General features: G+C 47.6%; 15 protein-coding genes. 10 read left to right on the top strand and 5 right to left on the bottom strand.

Annotated elements, in window-relative coordinates; genetic code table 11:
- Positions 1-53: 53 nt before the first annotated feature.
- The 3 genes from VFC92_13950 to hpt all read right to left on the bottom strand — a co-directional run bounded on the left by VFC92_13950 (position 54) and on the right by hpt (position 2,464).
- Complete coding sequence (locus VFC92_13950; protein ID HZK09283.1) at positions 54-641, bottom strand: phosphatase PAP2 family protein; 588 nt, start codon at positions 639-641, stop codon at positions 54-56.
- A 194-nt stretch (positions 642-835) separates the two neighbouring features.
- Positions 836-1,831 carry a GTPase ObgE gene (obgE, locus tag VFC92_13955; protein HZK09284.1) on the bottom strand — a complete coding sequence of 332 codons (996 nt, stop codon included), beginning with the start codon at positions 1,829-1,831 and terminating at the stop codon, positions 836-838.
- 90 nt (positions 1,832-1,921) lie between these two features.
- Complete coding sequence (gene hpt / locus VFC92_13960; protein HZK09285.1) at positions 1,922-2,464, bottom strand: hypoxanthine phosphoribosyltransferase; 543 nt, start codon at positions 2,462-2,464, stop codon at positions 1,922-1,924.
- A gap of 163 nt (positions 2,465-2,627) precedes the next feature.
- Between hpt and purE the strand changes: the two genes are divergently transcribed.
- The 6 genes from purE to VFC92_13990 all read left to right on the top strand — a co-directional run bounded on the left by purE (position 2,628) and on the right by VFC92_13990 (position 8,862).
- Positions 2,628-3,143 carry a 5-(carboxyamino)imidazole ribonucleotide mutase gene (gene purE / locus VFC92_13965; GenBank protein HZK09286.1) on the top strand — a complete coding sequence of 172 codons (516 nt, stop codon included), beginning with the start codon at positions 2,628-2,630 and terminating at the stop codon, positions 3,141-3,143.
- 38 nt (positions 3,144-3,181) lie between these two features.
- The gene (gene pyrE / locus VFC92_13970) at positions 3,182-3,826 is read left to right on the top strand and encodes an orotate phosphoribosyltransferase (GenBank protein ID HZK09287.1); all 645 of its coding nucleotides are present in this window, start codon (positions 3,182-3,184) and stop codon (positions 3,824-3,826) included.
- Positions 3,827-3,830: 4 nt separating this feature from the next.
- The gene (locus tag VFC92_13975; protein ID HZK09288.1) at positions 3,831-4,247 is read left to right on the top strand and encodes a hypothetical protein; all 417 of its coding nucleotides are present in this window, start codon (positions 3,831-3,833) and stop codon (positions 4,245-4,247) included.
- Between the two features lie 179 nt (positions 4,248-4,426).
- Positions 4,427-5,518 carry a tetraacyldisaccharide 4'-kinase gene (gene lpxK / locus VFC92_13980; GenBank protein ID HZK09289.1) on the top strand — a complete coding sequence of 364 codons (1,092 nt, stop codon included), beginning with the start codon at positions 4,427-4,429 and terminating at the stop codon, positions 5,516-5,518.
- Positions 5,463-6,290, top strand: coding sequence for a purine-nucleoside phosphorylase (locus tag VFC92_13985; protein HZK09290.1), 828 nt, complete (start codon positions 5,463-5,465; stop codon positions 6,288-6,290). The genes lpxK and VFC92_13985 overlap by 56 nt, the downstream gene beginning before the upstream one ends.
- Positions 6,291-6,810: 520 nt before the next feature.
- Positions 6,811-8,862, top strand: coding sequence for a transketolase (locus tag VFC92_13990; GenBank protein HZK09291.1), 2,052 nt, complete (start codon positions 6,811-6,813; stop codon positions 8,860-8,862).
- Between the two features lie 250 nt (positions 8,863-9,112).
- On the opposite strand, the gene VFC92_13995 is transcribed toward VFC92_13990, so the two are convergent.
- Complete coding sequence (locus VFC92_13995; protein HZK09292.1) at positions 9,113-10,354, bottom strand: T9SS type A sorting domain-containing protein; 1,242 nt, start codon at positions 10,352-10,354, stop codon at positions 9,113-9,115.
- A gap of 250 nt (positions 10,355-10,604) precedes the next feature.
- Positions 10,605-10,997, bottom strand: a complete 393-nt coding sequence (locus VFC92_14000; protein ID HZK09293.1) for a hypothetical protein — start codon at positions 10,995-10,997, stop codon at positions 10,605-10,607.
- Positions 10,998-11,221: 224 nt separating this feature from the next.
- Between VFC92_14000 and VFC92_14005 the strand changes: the two genes are divergently transcribed.
- The 4 genes from VFC92_14005 to tnpA all read left to right on the top strand — a co-directional run bounded on the left by VFC92_14005 (position 11,222) and on the right by tnpA (position 18,239).
- Positions 11,222-12,649, top strand: coding sequence for an AAA family ATPase (locus tag VFC92_14005; GenBank protein ID HZK09294.1), 1,428 nt, complete (start codon positions 11,222-11,224; stop codon positions 12,647-12,649).
- 386 nt (positions 12,650-13,035) lie between these two features.
- A complete protein-coding gene (locus tag VFC92_14010) occupies positions 13,036-15,885 on the top strand; it encodes a 2-oxoglutarate dehydrogenase E1 component (protein ID HZK09295.1) in 2,850 nt (949 codons plus the stop codon).
- Positions 15,886-15,939: 54 nt separating this feature from the next.
- Complete coding sequence (odhB, locus tag VFC92_14015; GenBank protein HZK09296.1) at positions 15,940-17,268, top strand: 2-oxoglutarate dehydrogenase complex dihydrolipoyllysine-residue succinyltransferase; 1,329 nt, start codon at positions 15,940-15,942, stop codon at positions 17,266-17,268.
- A gap of 509 nt (positions 17,269-17,777) precedes the next feature.
- The gene (gene tnpA / locus VFC92_14020; GenBank protein HZK09297.1) at positions 17,778-18,239 is read left to right on the top strand and encodes an IS200/IS605 family transposase; all 462 of its coding nucleotides are present in this window, start codon (positions 17,778-17,780) and stop codon (positions 18,237-18,239) included.
- Positions 18,240-18,358 lie beyond the last annotated feature (119 nt).

Here is an 18,358-nt window from a genome sequence, read left to right on the forward strand (position 1 = left end):
TGTGTTGCAAAAATAGAAATATTAATTCGGTAACGATTTGAACGGGGTTTCCATCATGCCGCTGGCGGCGCCGAAGAATGATGGGTTGGTTTAAAAATTAAAAAATAAATCCGGCTGTAGCCGAAACCAATAGCTGACCCAAGAATTGCACCCACCAAAATATCGCCCGGATAATGCACCCCCAGATAGATGCGTGAATATGATACCACCGCCGCCCAGACGATGATAAACAGCGCGAAATACCGAAAGCGGCTTTTGAAAAACGGGATCAGCAGCAATGCCAACGCAAAAACATTGGCAGCGTGTCCCGACATAAATCCGTAAGGACCGCCACACGAACCGCGCACCGTATGCACCAGCCCTTGCAGCGCCTCAGCATGGCACGGACGCGGACGCGCAAGATAGTTCTTGAGATGCCAGGTAATCTGATCGCTGGTAGTAATGGCGAGCGCCACCAAAAGCAAAATCACCAAAGAGCGCCATTTGTATTGCCGAATCAACAGATAAAACAAAACGGCATACATGGGTATCCATACAAAACGATCGCTAATCCAGAACATCACAAAGTCGAAAAAACCATTGTGCAGACCGTTGAGCAAAAGAAAAAGCCAGGTGTCAATTTGGTTGAGCGTTTCGAGCAAAATTGAAAATGTTTAATGTTCTATTTATTTGGGCTAAAGCCCACTGAATTTTGCACCCTTTAGTCTCTGGCCTGAAGGCCGGGGTTAGTAGTCAGCAGGCTATAAAACCCTTTTATTTTTCCCCACCCTAAAGGCCAAAGTTAGTAACCACCAGGCTACAAAATGTTATCTGATAGCCAATTCATTTTCTAACCTCAATCTTCTTCATTCAGCGCCTGCCAGATCATATCTTTGAGTTTGGGAAGTCCCTGTCCGCTGACTGCAGAGATAAACAGATGCTGCACCGGCGGCAGCGTGGCCTCCATTTCACGCATCAGCTCGGCGTCGAGCAGGTCGGACTTGCTGATGGCCAGAATGCGCGTTTTATCCAATAATTCCGGATTGAATTGTTTGAGCTCGTTGAGTAAAATATTGTATTCGTTTTGAATGTCGTCAGTATCGGCGGGAACCATAAAAAGCAGAATCGAATTGCGTTCGATGTGTCGCAGAAAGCGAAGTCCCAGCCCTTTGCCTTCGTGTGCGCCTTCGATGATACCGGGGATGTCGGCCATCACAAAAGATTTGTGATCGCGATAAGCAACAATTCCCAGGTTTGGTTTCAGGGTGGTAAAAGGATAATCGGCTATTTCGGGCCGGGCTGCCGAGAGTGCCGACAGCAATGTACTTTTCCCGGCATTGGGAAAACCCACCAATCCAATGTCGGCCAGGAGCTTGAGTTCTAAAACCTTCCAGCTCTCCTGCCCTTCTTCACCGGGCTGTGCAAAGCGTGGCGTTTGCATGGTAGAAGATTTGAAGAAGTCGTTGCCTTTGCCGCCACGGCCTCCTGTTAGAAGAATTTTTTCTTCGTCGTGCTGCGTAATCTCAAAAGCTACCTCACCGGTTTCGGCATCGCGGGCAACTGTTCCCAGTGGCACTTCCAACACGACGTCTTTGCCCTGGGCACCGGTTTTGAGCTGGCCGCTGCCGTTGCCGCCACGTTCGGCCATCACGTGCTTGGTATATTTCAGGTGCAGCAGAGTCCAGAGTTGTTCGTTTCCACGCAGAATGACGTGGCCGCCACGACCGCCATCGCCGCCGTCGGGGCCTCCTTTGGCTATGTTGCGCGCTCGGTGAAAATGCGCCGAACCGCCGCCGCCATGTCCCGACCGACAGAATATCTTTACGTAATCAACAAAGTTGGAGTTGCCCATAGTTGTATAAAATTAGCTACCTTTTTGGTAAAACTCGCGAAGCTTAGAATTGTTTAAAGTTCCTGACACAAATTCTTTAACAAAAAGAAATTAAATTTCAGGCTTAAGTTTGTAGATATCAGGGTAATTACGCCCCAGGCCATCATAATCCAAACCATAACCTACGATGAAATCATTTGGAATCTCGATGCCGACATAGTCGATTTTATAATCCATCTGAAAAGCTCTCGGTTTGTAAAGCAGTGTGGCCAGCCTCACATCAGTGGCTTCCAGTTTTTTGAGCTTCTCCTTGGTGTTGGCCATGGTAATTCCCGTATCGATAATATCTTCGACGATCACCACGGTGCGTCCGTGCAACACCTCGTCCAGGCCGATAAGTTCGCGCACCACGGCGGTGGTCTTGGTGCCTGAGTATGAAGAAAGTTTTACAAAAGAAATTTCACAATCAAAATTTAATTGCTTTATCAGATCGCTTGCGAACATAAAGGCGCCGTTAAGTACCACCAGAAACAGCGGGTTTTTATCATGTAAGTCAGCGGTGAGTTGGCGTGCCATGCGCGTGGTAGCATCGTGAATGACGGAAGCGTCGAGGAAGATTTCAAAAGTTTTGTCGAGAACAGTGATCTCACGCATTGTGGTAAGGTATTATGGTAAATTAGTTGTTAAAGCGTGCAAAGATACGCCATAATGACACGTACAGATTTGAAATAAGTATTAAATTTGTCGGCTAACTCCGGCAAAGACGGACGATTCGTTTCAGCCTTCCGGTATTAAAACATTGAAACAAAAAGCTTCTATGGACGAAAACAGGAAACCACTGGTAAGCATCATCATGGGAAGCACCTCCGACCTGGCGGTGATGGAGGGCGCTGCCAAAGTACTGAATGAGTTGCAAATACCTTTTGAGATGAACGCCCTCTCGGCACATCGCACGCCCGAAAAAGTGGAGCAGTTTGCGCGCTCGGCTTCCGGACGTGGCATCCGCGTAATTATTGCCGGAGCAGGTATGGCCGCGCATCTGCCTGGCGTTATTGCCGCCATGACGTCCATCCCGGTTATCGGTGTACCCATCAAAGCCTCACTCGAAGGCCTCGACGCTTTGCTTGCCATCGTGCAGATGCCTCCCGGAATTCCTGTGGCCACCGTAGCCGTCAACGGCGCCACCAACGCCGGAATATTAGCTGCGCAGATTTTGGCTGTAGCCAATAGCGAAATCAGCCAGCGCGTAATATCCTACAAAGAAAATCTTAAAGAGAAAATTATCAAAGCTAACCAAACGCTTGCCGGGATAAAATACGATTACAAAGTATAATCCCAGGCGGGTTTTTCAATCCATTATCCCAAACCACTATGAAGATCAGAGAAGAATCAGCCTTGAAAGTAGCAGAATATCTACTGCGCATCAAGGCCATCAAGTTGAATTTAAAAACGCCCTACACGTGGGCTTCGGGCTGGAAATCGCCCATTTACTGCGACAACCGCATCACATTGTCCCATCCAATCATCCGCAACTATATCCGCCAGCAGTTTGTGCAGCTCATCAGCGAGGAATTTGGCGATGTGGATGTGATTGCCGGCGTTGCTACCGGCGGCATCGCTCATGGCGTGCTGGTAGCACAGGAGCTGGGAGTTCCATTTGCCTACGTACGTGGAGCAAACAAAGACCATGGCCTTACCAATAAAATCGAAGGCGTTGTCGAGTCGGGTCAGCGGGTGATTCTGATCGAAGACCTGATTTCGACCGGTGGCAGCTCAATGGCCGCTGTGAAAGCTATGATAAATGCCGGCGCCAATGTAAAAGGCCTGCTAACAATTTTTACCTATGGTTTCCCCATCAACACTGAGGCATGCGGCAATACCTGCAAAATTTTTGCCTTGTCGGATTACGACAACCTGCTGCAACAGGCTTTGACCGACAATTATGTTCGCGAAGAAGAGCTGGCGGTGCTTGCACAGTGGCGCCAGGACCCTGCCAACTGGAACACTAAAACATAAAGTAATGAAGAAATTTACAGCCGACACCCTCGACATCACTGCTACCGCCGAACAAACAGGTAGATTTGCCCATGATATGCGCAACTTCGCCAGCATTATGCCCGAGCAAATTGAGCAGTGGCAGGCCGACGAGAATACGTGTGCTTTCAACATCAAAAATATAGGTCGCCTGAGCATGAGCCGTGGCACAGTCGACTTCCCTTTTAGGTTCGAATTTCCGGCTACAGCCGAATCGAAGGTGAAGTTCATCCTGGTTTTGCATTATCGACCCAATGCCCGGAAAGAGGCAAAAATTTTCTTTGAAATCGAAGCCGACATCAATACCATGATGGAGATGATGGCACGACGACCGCTGACTAATTTTGTTAATCTGCTTACGCAAAACCTTAAAACGCACCTGGAAACTGGAACCGAAAGTTAAACGCAATTTCCAAAATACAAAAGCACAAAAAACAAATAAATCTCAACAGCTAAAACACAATGAACAAACGCGATACATATTTTGAAATCTTAAAATTTGGGACTTATTTGTTTTTTGGAGTTTGTGATTTAGAATTTAAAACAATAGCCTGCTAAACCGGGTTAAAACATTACGATAAAGTGAGAATATTTCTGTTTCTTCTGTATCCTTTTGCTTTGCTTTATGCGCTGGTGCTGATGCTGCGCAATAAAGCCTACGACTGGGGTTTGCTGAGGTCGAAGCGATTCGACGTTCCGGTGATCTCGGTGGGCAATCTGAGCATGGGCGGTACAGGAAAAACTCCCCACGTAGAATATCTCATCGAACTGCTTAAAGACGAATACCAGCCGGCAGTGATAAGCCGGGGCTACAAACGCAAAAGCCGCGGATTTGTAATGGCTGCACCCCAGTCAACATCGATGGATATTGGTGACGAGCCGCTGCAGATAAGCCGCAAATTCCCCGAGATAAAGGTAGCCGTAGATGGCAATCGTGTGCGTGGCATCAGGCAGATGTTGCAAAAACATCCTTCCACCGACGTAGTTCTTCTCGACGATGCTTTTCAACATCGCGCCGTGAAATCCGGATTGTCGATATTGCTCACTGATTTTCACAACCTCTACGCCGAAGACTATCCTGTGCCGGTAGGAACCTTGCGCGAATTTCGCAGTGGCGCCCACCGTGCCGACATCATCATTGTTACAAAAACAGGACGAACGCTCTCCCCGATAACCGTTCGCCGTCTCGACGAACTGCTCAAACCCAGACCGCATCAGCAACTATTTTTCTCGTACATCAGTTACGGCCCCCTCACACCGCTGCCAGGTTCGACGGCAGAGCTCCCGGAAGAAAAAGTGAGCTCTGTGCTGCTTTTTGCCGGCATTGCCAATACCTATCCGCTGAAGGAACATGTGATGAAAATAAGCAATTATCAGGAAATGATCGAGTTTAGCGATCATCATCACTACACACAAAAGGATTATGAAAAAATAAGAAAACAGTTCGAAGATATTTTTGTAAAAAACAAAATCATCATTACCACCGAAAAAGACGCCATGCGTATTGCCATACCTCAGATACCTGAACTTTTGGCCGACCTGCCCGTTTTTTACATTCCTATCGAAATAAAAATACATACCGAATTCAGAAAAAGTTTTAATGAACAAATACGTAATTATGTACGAACAAATCCAGGAAACAGTAGCATACCTCCGCAGCAAAACCAACATTGAGCCGCAGGTCGGCATCATCCTCGGCACCGGGCTGGGCAATTTCATCAGTCAGATAGAAGTTACGCACCGCATACCTTACGAGGAAATCCCGCACTTTCCCGTTTCCACCGTCAAAGGGCACCAGGGAACCCTCATTTTCGGAACCATCAACAAGATGCCTGTGGTAGCCCTCAAAGGACGATTCCACTTTTACGAAGGCTATTCCATGCAGCAGGTCACCTTTCCGGTGAGGGTGCTCAAGTTTCTGGGAATCCGGCATCTGTTTCTCTCCAACGCCAGCGGTGGCACCAACACCAACTACCGCGTAGGCGACATCATGATCATCCGCGACCACATCAACCTTTCCGGCTACAACCCACTGATAGGCGCTAACGACGAACGCCTCGGACCACGTTTCCCCGACATGAGCGAGGTGTACGACAAGCAGCTCATCAGCATGGCGCAGGAAATTGCCACCCGGCAAAAACTGAATTTTCATACCGGCGTGTATGCCGCCGTCACCGGCCCCAATTACGAAACGCCCGCCGAATACCGCTACATCCGCACCATTGGCGCCGACGCTGTAGGAATGTCCACAGTGTCCGAAGCCATCGTAGCAAGGCACATGAATCTTTCATGCTTTGCCCTCTCGGTGATTTCTGATCTTGGCGTAGAAGGAAAAATTGAATTTATCACACATGACGCCGTCATCGATGCAGCATCAGAAGTTGAACCTAAAATGACCGGGCTGGTGCTGGAAATGATCGACCGGCTCAACGGGAAGTTTTCTTAATTTAGACTTTTACAACAAACGTTTTCCCGCAGATGACGCAGAACAATCAGCACACATTTGCGGGATTTTTTTCAGCAAGATTTAGAATTAAATATTTTGGTGCACGCACCTTTTAAAAATAATCTAACCGTTTCGGGTTCTGCATCTTGCTTTATTTGATGTTTCGCTTCATTCATGTTTCGCGCCTTTAGTCCTGAAGGGATTGAATGCTTATAGAAAATATTGTTGCGAGAATGATGCGACCCCGTCGGGATCGAACACATTCCTAGCATTGCTTGTGCTATAAACATTTGAACCCTGCGGGTTCATCTACTGACTTCGAGATCATTAAATTACAGACTTTACAAATAGTCATATAACAAGAAGCTACAGATTTAACATTACCTAATTGGGTGACGCTACCAAAAACGAATAACCATCATTAAAGGCATAAATGCAGAATCCGATTGTAGATTTTATTACATCTTTCCCGCTCTCGCTGCTTTTTCTACCTTTGTAAACTCAAAAACAAACAACACACATGTATTCACAATCGTCATCATCACCCACGGCACGTGCTGCCGACAACATCAGAGTTTTATCAGCGGCAATGGTCGAGCAGGCAAAGTCGGGTCACCCCGGCGGCGCCATGGGCGGAGCCGATTTTATCGAAATACTTTTTTCGGAGTTTTTGCGATTCGATCCCTCCGATCCGCAGTGGCCCGAGCGCGACCGGTTTTTCCTCGACCCCGGCCACATGTCGCCAATGCTTTACGCCACGCTGGCCATGTATGGACATTTCAGCATGGACGGTCTGAAAAACTTTCGTCAGTGGGGAAGTCCCACGCCGGGACATCCCGAGCGCGACCTGAGCCGCGGCATCGAAAACACCAGCGGCCCGCTGGGGCAGGGACATACCTTTGCCGTGGGCGCGGCCATCGCCGAGCGATTTTTGACTGCGCGTTTTGGCGAATGGAGCGTGCACAAAACATTTGCCTACATCTCCGACGGCGGCATACAGGAAGAGATTTCACAGGGTGCCGGTCGCATCGCCGGCCATCTGGGGCTGAACAATCTTATCTTGTTTTACGACGCCAACAAAATCCAGCTTTCCACCCCCGTTGCCGAGACTACTTCTGAAGATACCGCCGCCAAGTACCGCGCCTGGAAATGGAAGGTGATAGAGATTGATGGCAACGATACCGGCCAGATCCGACAGGCGCTGACGCAGGCAACCGCCGAAACGGAAAAACCCGTGATCATCATCGGTCATACGTTGATGGGCAAAGGCATTGTGGACAAAGACAACAAGCCTTTCGACAACCGCCCCAGTGTGCATGGCCAGCCCATCAGTGCTGCCGGAGGAAACATCAGCGCCACCGTTCGCCACCTGGGCGGCAATCCCGAAAATCCTTTCGCCATCTTCGACGATGTAAAACAATATTATGAAAAGATAAAAACAGAAAAAATAGCTGCTGCTAAAAAAAGAAAAGAAGAAAAACAGGAGTGGGAAAAACAACATCCGGAGCTGGCAAAGCAACTGGCTGACTTCCTTTCGGGAAATATCCCGGAATTGGAAACGGAAAAAATCAATCAGCCACAAAATATTTCCACGCGTGCTGCCTCGGGCAATGTGCTGAAATACCTGCAAAAGCGTGTCCCCAATCTGGTGGTAGCTTCTGCCGACCTCTCGAACAGTGACAAAACCGATGCTTTTCTGAAACAGACCACCGCTTTCCGACCAGGCGATTTTTCAGGATCGTTCCTGCAAGCCGGCGTTTCGGAGCTTACCATGGCGGCCATCGCCAACGGCATGGCGCTGCATGGAGGAATCGTTCCGGCATGCGCTACGTTTCTGGTGTTTTCGGATTATATGAAACCTGCTATCCGGCTGGCAGCACTAATGGAGCTGCAGGTGATTTATATCTTTACGCACGACGCTTTCAGGGTAGGCGAAGACGGCCCCACCCACCAGCCGGTAGAACACGAGGCGCAACTGCGACTGCTCGAGCAGATGCAAAACCACAGCAATCAGCGCGCATTGCTGGCGCTGCGTCCGGCCGATGGCGACGAAACCACGATCGCCTGGAAGCTTGCTCTTGAAAACAAGCACAGCCCTACCGCGCTTATCCTTTCACGACAAAATATTCCGGAAATTCCACTATCCGAAGGTGCCAACAGAAAGCAAATGGCAGCACTTGCTGCACATGGTGCTTACATCGTTCGTGGCGATTACAAAAAACCCGATCTCATCATGCTGGGCAATGGCTCGGAAGTATCACTGCTGGCCGAAACGGCTCAAAAGCTCGAGACAGATAAAAATCTTAAAGTGCGGGTAATTTCTATTCCGTCGGCGGGTTTATTTTTGGATCAGCCCGAAAGCTATCGGCATGAGCTGCTCACGCCCGGCATTCCTCTGCTGGCGCTCACTGCCGGACTTCCTGCTGCATTACCGGTAGCGGAAAACAAGCACACACGCATCCTCGGCATGTCACAGTTTGGATACTCAGCGCCGGCAAAAGTGCTCGACCAGAAGTTTGGCTTCACCGTCGAAAATGTTTTTGCGCAAGCGATAGATTTGCTGGGGAGATAAAACGGATAATGATATTTCACAAAGTGTGCGCTGAAATAATCATAATTCATGCGTTGTAAGTGTTTTTCATACTTTTTGTATTTGACTCATCCGTGAGACTTCCCTTGCAAGGCATAGTGGAAGTCTTGCGCCCCGACACCCGACGCCGATAAAAACCAACAAGATTATTAATCCGCAGAATTTTACTTTGGGGGATTTTGGCCGGTGTTTCATCTCAATTTTATTTATTGATAGCAATTCCCAATGCACACTATTCCTTTATCACCTTTTGCGATGCCACCTGTTTTCCGTTTTCATCCGTGAGCCTGAAAATATAGGCGCCGGTCTGGTAAGCGGAGAAGTCGATAAAGCTCTCGGGATTGTTTAGCATGTGCGTGCTGATAAGCTGACCGTTCATATTGGTGATTTCCAGTTGCAGTGTATTAAAATTTGTGTTGCAGAAAATAAAAACCTGATTGCCTGCCGGATTAGGGTAAATTTTTACGGCTGATGCGGGATTAGTCGCTGGTTCGGAAGTTCCGGCAAGTAGCGTGTTGCAATCCACCTGCGCAAACTCCATCACGCCCTGGTTGTTCATGGTTCCGCGCCAGCAGTTACCGTCGGGCGATTTCATGATGATGCCGCGGTTGATGTCTTCAATGAAGATGTCGCCGTCTTTCACCTGAATTTTTGCTTCCGGTTCATTGGTGCCGACGCCCATGTTACCACTTTCGAAAATGAAGTTTTCATCCGCAGCATTAAAAACCAAATCTTCGTTGGGCTTTGTTTTTATAAAATGTTTCTTGTCGCCAAGCCATAGTGTAGAATAATAGTCGCCAGCAGACTCAATGTAAAGAGAAGCATTGTCGGGTCGTGAAGCATCATTATCTCCCAGGATGTGGAACTTTGCATCAGGATTGGTGATGTTGCCAATGCCGATGCGTCCGGTTTTACTTGCTCCTGGTGAAGTTTCAACAAAAAAAGTAGGGACATCGCTATTGAAGCCCACCATCAAACTATTCGGAATCCCATTTGTCAGTGTTTCGGAACTACCGACTCCAATTGCCATCGAATTGCTTGCCTGAGTTTTTAGGTTCCGGCCAAACAAAAACGAAAAATTAGCGTCAGCATGGTTCATGTAACCCAGCGATACCGCCCCAACACCTGTAGATTTATTAGACCGCCCAATAGCAACTGAATACATCCATGATGCCTCTGTGTTTTCGCCAATCGCTATAGCGGATAAGTCTCGTGCAATAGCATTATAGCCAAAGGCAAGCGAACGATTCCCAACAGACTTTGCCAGAAAAGGCATCGCAATCGAATAATCTCCAAGTGCTTCACATTGATACCCCACCGCCAATGAATTGATGCCCGTCGATAGGTTTTGTGTGCCAATAGCGGATGCGCCATTTTCAAAATTGATTGTGTTTTCATCGCAGGTAATGCATGATTGTCCAAATGCAACTGCCGCAGAGATGGTTAGTAATAAGATGAATAATGATTTTTTCATGATGCTTTGTTTTTTTTGATGTTTAATATGTTTTCTGTTTTATAATTGCTCAATTGGAGTCCTGTTTCCCATCATTTTACAAATCATTAAAAGCTTAATAATTCGATTCAAAAATAAATGTCGGTGTAGCAAATGAAAGCCGCAGATAGTAGCACAAGTTGGTTTGGCCACTCATCGTCCGGGCAAACAGACTACGAAATTAAAATTTCATCACCCTGGGCAACCTTGAATCGGTTACGATGGTTCTGTGTTATAAAAACCACTCAGGATCGATAAACCTGCTTAGTTTTTCACCATAGGTTGCTACTTGTTTTTTTTCGTCCACTTTGAAGGTAATTTGTTCACCATATTTCCTCGAAATAATAATGAAGCACTCCTTACAATCAGCATCAATCCTGATGTATTTTGCAAGCGTATCTTTATTAGGAATGTTTAAACATTCGTGGCAAATAGGACAGAATAAATCAACAACTTCACCTTTTTCAACAGTTAATGAAGAACTCAAGTCGCTTGAATAATTTCCGATTTCTTCGTGTAATAATATCAGGCCTACACTGTCATTACTTGTTTTGACTGATAAAATGATGCTGTTTCGGGCATTTATTGCACCCCGGCAATGTGGACATAAGTATGTAACTTTCATAATTATAAATTTAATAGTTTCATCAAAATTAACTTTTTTCTGTCAAATACAGGAATCATGTAGGATTTGTTTTTCGTAGTAAATTATTGAGGTTATTCAATATTCCGGACATCTCATCGTGCGAAGGTCATGGAATCATGAAAAGAAAACATACCTTGTAAAACATTCATCGAAACTTATCAATAATCAACACCTCACCAATCATCTTTCATTATTTTTGTTGGATGGAGATTCGACAGGTTGAAGACCTTATTTTCGCACATTTTCCTTACCAGCCTACCGAGGGTCAGCGCATCCTCATCCTGGCCTTAGCGGAGTTTCTGCTCAACCGCGGGGCGCACGAGGCTTTCCTTTTTAAAGGCTATGCCGGCACGGGCAAAACCACCGTGCTGAGTGCGTTGGTAAAGGCTGCGCCCGATTTAAAACTTAAAACTGTGCTGCTGGCGCCCACCGGCCGCGCTGCCAAAGTGCTGGCCGCCTATTCTGGCCGCCAGGCGTTTACCATCCACAAAAAGATATACCAGCCCCGCGTCACCACCGATGGCGCCATGATGCTGCACCTGCTGGAAAACCAGCATACCAACACGCTCTTTGTGGTGGATGAGGCCTCGATGATTCCGGGCACCGCTCCTTCCGACGCACGCTTTGCCACCACCTCCGACCTGCTCACCGACCTAATCACTTACGTTTATTCCGGCACCAACTGCGCCCTGGTGCTTATCGGCGACACCGCCCAACTGCCACCCGTGGGCACCGACATGTCGCCGGCCCTCGACAAACACCTGCTCGAAACCAGCTTTGGATTGAGCGTGCGTGCCCTCGAGCTACGCGAGGTAATGCGGCAATCGTTGGAGTCGGGGATATTGGCTAACGCCACGCTGCTGCGCCAAAAAATTAATGACGAGGATCTCAACTTCCCGCTATTCAGCCTCACAGGCTACACCGATATTCGCCGCATCGATGGCACGCAGCTCGAAGATGCCCTTTTCTTTGCCCACAAAGACTACGGCGACGACAAATCCATTGTCATCACCCGATCCAACAAACGCGCAAACATCTACAACCGCGAAATCCGCAACCGCATCCTCTACCGCGAAGATGAGATTTCCGCCGGCGACTACATGATGGTGGTGCGCAACAACTATTACTGGCTTCCCAAAGAGTCGCCCGCCGGATTTATCGCCAACGGCGACATCATCGAAATACAAAAGATTACCCGCATCACGGAGATGTATGGTTTTCGCTTTGCTAATGCATTGGTGCGTCTCACCGACTATCCGCAACAGCCCGAAATAGAAGTGAAGCTGCTACTCGATACCATTACCGCCGACACGCCCGCCCTGAGTTACGACGACTACCGCCGCTTCTATAACGAGGTGCTTCAGGATTATATAGACCTGCCCACGCGGCAACAGAAAATGGAAAAGGTGAAAAACAATCCGTGGTTTAATGCGCTGCAGGTGAAATTTGCTTACGCCCTCACCTGCCACAAAACGCAGGGCGGACAGTGGGAAACCATTTTCATCGACCAGCCATGGCTGCCCAACGGCACATTCGATAAGGAGTTTCTGCGCTGGCTCTACACCGCACTCACCCGCGCCACTCAAACGGTTTATCTGGTCAACTTCAAGGATGAGTTTTTCGAAGAATAATAGATTGTCCACGAATTCACGGAAAAGAAAACCATCCACGAATTCAATCGAATTAAGCGAATTAGCACGAAAAAATCATTACTGCTTCTTTTGACGTTTCTATGTCAGCCGTCGGCTTACGATAGAAGGTCGCAGTGCAGGTGATATCAAATATTTATTCTTTGTATCCTTCGTACCTTCTTTTTAGTTTTAAAAAATTAGTGAGAATTCCTTTTAATTGGCGGAAATTCGTGGACAGCTTGATTTTTCTTTTCTTTCCAAATCAAAAAGCCCCTTTGGTTGTTGTTTCAAATATACCCGGAAGGGGTAGATTAGTATTAAAGCAACTGCAAGGCTACGATTACAAAAAGCCTTACTTTTGAATTTTTATTTTTAAGTTGAAAACTATGGACAAACTATCATATCTCAGCAATGCCGATCCTGCGATGATCGACGAACTCTATAGCCAATACCGGCGCGATGCGTCAACAGTAGATGATGGCTGGCGCCGATTCTTTGAGGGATTCGAATTTTCGCAGACACATTACGACGGCCACTACGAAGAGCAGCACAAAGACGAGCCGTGCGAAAACTACCCGTGCGAATTTAAAGTTTTTAATCTGATCAACGGCTATCGGGAGCGCGGCCACCTTTTCACCAAAACCAACCCGGTGCGCACGCGTCGCCAATACCGCCCCACCCTCGACATCGAAAACTTCGGCCTCACCTCCGACGACCTCGATCGTAAATTTGCTGCCGGCAACGAAATTGGCATCGGCGAAGCAACCTTAAAGGAAATTATCAATCACCTGGAGCAAACCTACTGCGCCAGCGTAGGTGTGGAATACATGTTCATCCGGGAGGTGGCCGTGCAGGCCTGGCTGCGGGCAAATATGGAACGCACCAAAAACACCGTGGCTTTCAGCGATGAAAGCAAGGTTTTTATGCTGAAAAAGCTGGCGCGTGCTGTCAACTTCGAGAAGTTTATCCACAAACGTTTTCCGGGCCAGAAGCGCTTTTCGCTGGAAGGCGCCGAGGCGCTCATCCCGGCACTGGATGCCGTGATAGAAAGAGGCGCCGCTTTGGGCACCCGTGAGTTTGTAATTGGGATGCCCCACCGTGGCCGCCTCAACGTGCTGGCCAACATTATGCACAAAAAATATAGTGAGATTTTTTCGGAGTTTGCTGGCAAAGAATACGATGACGAGCATTTGCTTGGCGACGTAAAATATCACCTTGGCTCTACCTGTCAGCGGCAAACCGACGACGGTCAAAAGATAGACCTCACGCTGGTGGCCAATCCCTCGCATCTCGAAACCGTCAACCCGGTGGTGGAAGGCATCGTACGCGCCAAAATCGACAACCGCTATGAGGGCGATTTCAAAAAAGTGGCACCTATCCTCATCCATGGCGACGCTTCCATCGCCGGCCAGGGAATCGTGTACGAAGTGTTACAGATGTCGCAACTCCCGGGCTACAAAACCGGTGGAACCATCCATATTGTGGTCAACAACCAGGTAGGCTTTACCACCAACTACCTCGACGCGCGCTCCAGCACCTATTGCACCGATGTGGCCAAAGTGGTGCAGTCGCCTGTATTCCATGTCAATGGCGACGATGTGGAAGCCATGGCCTACACCATCCGCTTTGCCATGGAATTTCGCGACAAGTTTCAGCGCGACATCTTCATTGATTTGCTTTGCTATCGGAAATATGGCCATAACGAAGGCGACGAACCGCGCTTCACACAACCACTGCTTTACAAAATCATCGAGAATCATCCCAACCCAATGGAGATTTATGCCAATAAGTTGCTCGGGGAAGGTGTAATTAATAAAGAGAAACTACAATCATTCGAAGACGACATAAACAACACGTTGGAAGAAAATCTGGAGGAGTCGAAGCATTTTGAACGCAACCACATCAGCTTTTTCCTGGGCGAACACTGGGGTGACATCAAAAAAGCTACTACCGCCGACTTTGATACCTCACCCGAAACCGGAGTAGATATATCGTTGCTTAAAGATATCAGCAAAAAAATAACGGCGCTACCGGAGGATAAAACTTTTTATCGCAAAATAGTAAAGCTACAGCAGGACAGGTACGACATGGTTTTTAAAGAAAACCGTCTGGACTGGGCTATGGGTGAGCTGCTGGCCTATGCCACCCTTCTTAACGAAGGTCGGGATATTCGCTTGAGTGGTCAAGATTCCGAACGCGGAACTTTCTCGCACCGTCATGCCGTTTTACGTGTGGAAGACTCGGAAGAACGCTACATCCCACTGCATCATATCAGCGACAAACAGGCGCGTTTCGAGGTCTACAACTCTCTTCTTTCGGAGTATGGCGTGCTGGGTTTCGAATATGGATACTCACTCGAATCGCCAAGCAATCTCACCATCTGGGAGGCTCAGTTTGGCGACTTTAACAACGGCGCACAAATTATCATCGACCAATATCTGAGCAGCGCCGAAGACAAATGGAACGTGATGAACGACCTGGTGCTGCTGCTGCCTCACGGCTACGAAGGGCAAGGCCCCGAACATTCGAGCGCGCGCATCGAGCGATTCCTTACCCTTTGCGCCGAAAACAACATGCAACTGATAAATCCTACTACACCGGCCAACTTCTTCCATGTGCTGCGCCGTCAGTTCTACCGCGACTTCCGCAAACCACTTATCGTGTTTACGCCCAAGAGTCTGCTGCGCCACCCCCAGGTAGTTTCACCTATCGAAGACCTTGCAAACGGAAAATTTCAGGAAGTGATAGACGATGCACAGGCCGATCCTAAAAAAATTACCCGAGTCGTTTTCTGCAGCGGCAAGCTCTATTACGATTTGCTGGAAGAACGTAAGAAAAAAAATATCGAAAATACTGCGCTGATACGCCTGGAGCAACTCTATCCGTTGCCCACCAAACAACTCATCAAAATCATCGACAAATATCACAAAGCTACTGACCATATCTGGTCGCAGGAAGAGCCGGTGAATATGGGTGCCTGGTATTTTATGGGCTACTATTTCCCGAAAGTTGACCTGCGCGTGGTGGCGCGGCCGGCAAGTGGCAGCCCGGCAACCGGAAGCAGCCGTTTCCACGCCGTCCGCCAGCAAAAGATAATCGACAAGTCATTTGCTGAATGTGATTGCCCGGCAGTGGATGAAGAGTGCCGCATGGTCTGCATCGGCAACCGCTGGAAATCATTTGCCAAAGACCCCGACAAGGTGCTCAGAGCAAACTTCGAACACCAGCTCAAATAATCAGCAGCAGATTTTTTTAATTATTAAAAATCAATTTTTAAAATAAATATTGAAATGATCGAGATAAAAGTGCCCAGCCCCGGAGAGTCAATCACCGAAGTACAACTGGCCAGTTGGCTGGTAAAAGATGGCGACTATGTAGAAAAAGACACCGAACTGGCTGAGATAGATTCGGACAAAGCCACGCTAAGCATCAGCGCCGAAGAGGCCGGAAAAATAAAAATTCTGGTGGAAGCTGGCGAGACGGTAGAAGTTGGTAAAGTGATTTGCACCATCGACACAAAAGCCAAAGGTGCACCACAAGCATCAGCAAAAAAAGCCGAGCCTGCCTCCACAGAACCGAAAGCTGCTGACGAAAATGAAAAAGCGCCAGCTGTCCAACAATCTGAAGTGAAAGCCCCAGAGCCTGAGCCAAAAAAGGAACCGGAGCCAGCAGCTAAAAAAGAAGATCAAAAACAGGCTCCTGCCACCGACATCCACATTTCGCCCCTGGCACGAAAACTCCTGCAGGCCAACGATCTTAACGAACAGGAGATGATCGACTTTTACAAAAAACTGCGCATCACCAAAGACGATGTAGCGCATTTTATTGATGATAAAAAAAATATCCCGTCGCAAGCTGCTCCCTCAGCCGCTGCCGGATGGGGCGGCACCCGCGACACCGAACGCAAAAAGATGTCGACGCTGCGCCTGAAGCTCTCCGAGCGATTGGTGGCGGTGAAAAACGATACCGCCATGCTCACCACCTTCAACGAGGTGAACATGTCGGCAATCATGGATATTCGTAACCAATACAAGGAGATTTTTAAAAAACAATACGATGTCTCGCTGGGATTTATGTCGTTTTTCGTGAAGGCCGTCACCGAAGCACTGCAACATTTCCCACAAGTGAATGCACAAATCGACGGCAACGAGATGATCTACCACAACTACGCCGACATCGGCATCGCGGTAAGCGCTCCAAAAGGGCTTATGGTTCCGGTGATACGCAACGCCGAAAAGCTGATGCTGCACGAGATAGAAACGGAGATAAAGAACCTGGCCGGCAAGGCACGCAACAGCCGCCTCACCATCGACGAGATGACCGGCGGCACCTTCACTGTTACCAATGGCGGGGTGTTTGGCTCGATGCTTTCTACACCCATCATTAACCCGCCGCAAAGCGCCATCCTCGGCATGCACAACATCGTGGAACGCCCCATCGTTGTGAACGGAAAAATAGAAATTGCACCCATCATGTACGTCGCGCTTTCGTATGATCATCGGGTGATCGATGGCCGCGAGTCGGTGAGCTTCCTGGTAAAAGTAAAAGAGATGCTTGAGAATCCTGCACGCATGCTTTTTGGCGGTACCGATCCGGTGGAGAGTTTGCTGGGGTTATAGGAACGAAGACAGATCTCAGAAGGCTGACAAGCATCACGACTCTGACGGCAACGGCCTATAATTAACATTTAACAAAACGCACTAAAACAACTTTCTGCAGAACTCCGAAAGAGAAGCTGGATATAATTTTTAATCGATCCACCAAGTGTTTGATTTATAATATCACCCCTTCGGGGTTTCGATTTGTATTCTTATAGCTAGAATCATTTCACCCCTTCGGGGTTTCGATTTGTATTCGTACAAATCTGCTAGAATCATTTCACCCCTTCGGGGTTGCTCCAAGAGACTGGTAACATTTACAGTTTTTATAAGAAGACAATTCAAAACCCTCACCTGGAAACTCCGCATGCATGCTAGGATTATACCACATCCCCATACAACAATCTCACAACAACTCTGAAGGAGTGGCAGGATTATAGTTCACAAGGTAAGGAGTGATCTTTACGAAACTCCGAAGGAGTGGCATTATAGTTTTATGTATTTTCGATGAAAATTTAAAATCACAAATCATGGCTGGCTCATTCTCACAGATTTATGTGCAAATTGTTTTTACCGTTAATGGCAGAACGAATCTTTTACTAAATCCCTGGAGAAACGAGGTGTTCAAATACATTTCCGGGATTATTAAAGGAAAGGGGCAAAAGCCTATTATTGTTAATGGTGTTGAGGATCATATTCATATTTTCGTTGGGATCAAGCCGGCAATGGCTCCTTCTGACCTTATCAGAGATGTCAAAAACAATTCATCAAATTTCATTAATGAAAGGGGATTTACCCGGCACAAATTTTCATGGCAAAATGGTGCCGGCTATTTTAGTTATGGGCATTCTCAGATAAATGATGTTTACAAATACATATTAAACCAGGAGCAGCATCATCACAAAACAACTTTCAGGGAGGAGTATCTGGAATTCCTGAAGAAATTTGATGTCCCTTATGATGAGAGGTATTTATTTGAATGGTATGATTGATAGTTCCATGTAATCTGGTGTGCCCAATGAAAACGTAAAACGTAATTGCTTTTTGTTACGATGACAATGAAACTCCGAAGTAGTGTCAGGACTATAGCTCAAACCATCGTAACGACCTC

The sequence above is a fragment of the Bacteroidales bacterium genome, from assembly GCA_035647615.1.
Taxonomy (GTDB): Bacteria; Bacteroidota; Bacteroidia; order Bacteroidales; family 4484-276; genus SABY01.

What these genes read in the sequence shown, in the direction of transcription:
- purE (HZK09286.1), top strand. Translation starts at nt 2,628, where the DNA reads ATGGACGAAAACAGGAAACCACTGGTAAGCATCATCATGGGAAGCACC.
- obgE (HZK09284.1), bottom strand. Translation starts at nt 1,831, where the DNA reads ATGGGCAACTCCAACTTTGTTGATTACGTAAAGATATTCTGTCGGTCG.
- pyrE (HZK09287.1), top strand. Translation starts at nt 3,182, where the DNA reads ATGAAGATCAGAGAAGAATCAGCCTTGAAAGTAGCAGAATATCTACTG.
- VFC92_14005 (HZK09294.1), top strand. Translation starts at nt 11,222, where the DNA reads ATGGAGATTCGACAGGTTGAAGACCTTATTTTCGCACATTTTCCTTAC.
- VFC92_13975 (HZK09288.1), top strand. Translation starts at nt 3,831, where the DNA reads ATGAAGAAATTTACAGCCGACACCCTCGACATCACTGCTACCGCCGAA.
- VFC92_14000 (HZK09293.1), bottom strand. Translation starts at nt 10,997, where the DNA reads ATGAAAGTTACATACTTATGTCCACATTGCCGGGGTGCAATAAATGCC.
- VFC92_14010 (HZK09295.1), top strand. Translation starts at nt 13,036, where the DNA reads ATGGACAAACTATCATATCTCAGCAATGCCGATCCTGCGATGATCGAC.
- odhB (HZK09296.1), top strand. Translation starts at nt 15,940, where the DNA reads ATGATCGAGATAAAAGTGCCCAGCCCCGGAGAGTCAATCACCGAAGTA.
- VFC92_13990 (HZK09291.1), top strand. Translation starts at nt 6,811, where the DNA reads ATGTATTCACAATCGTCATCATCACCCACGGCACGTGCTGCCGACAAC.
- hpt (HZK09285.1), bottom strand. Translation starts at nt 2,464, where the DNA reads ATGCGTGAGATCACTGTTCTCGACAAAACTTTTGAAATCTTCCTCGAC.
- tnpA (HZK09297.1), top strand. Translation starts at nt 17,778, where the DNA reads ATGGCTGGCTCATTCTCACAGATTTATGTGCAAATTGTTTTTACCGTT.
- VFC92_13995 (HZK09292.1), bottom strand. Translation starts at nt 10,354, where the DNA reads ATGAAAAAATCATTATTCATCTTATTACTAACCATCTCTGCGGCAGTT.
- VFC92_13985 (HZK09290.1), top strand. Translation starts at nt 5,463, where the DNA reads ATGTACGAACAAATCCAGGAAACAGTAGCATACCTCCGCAGCAAAACC.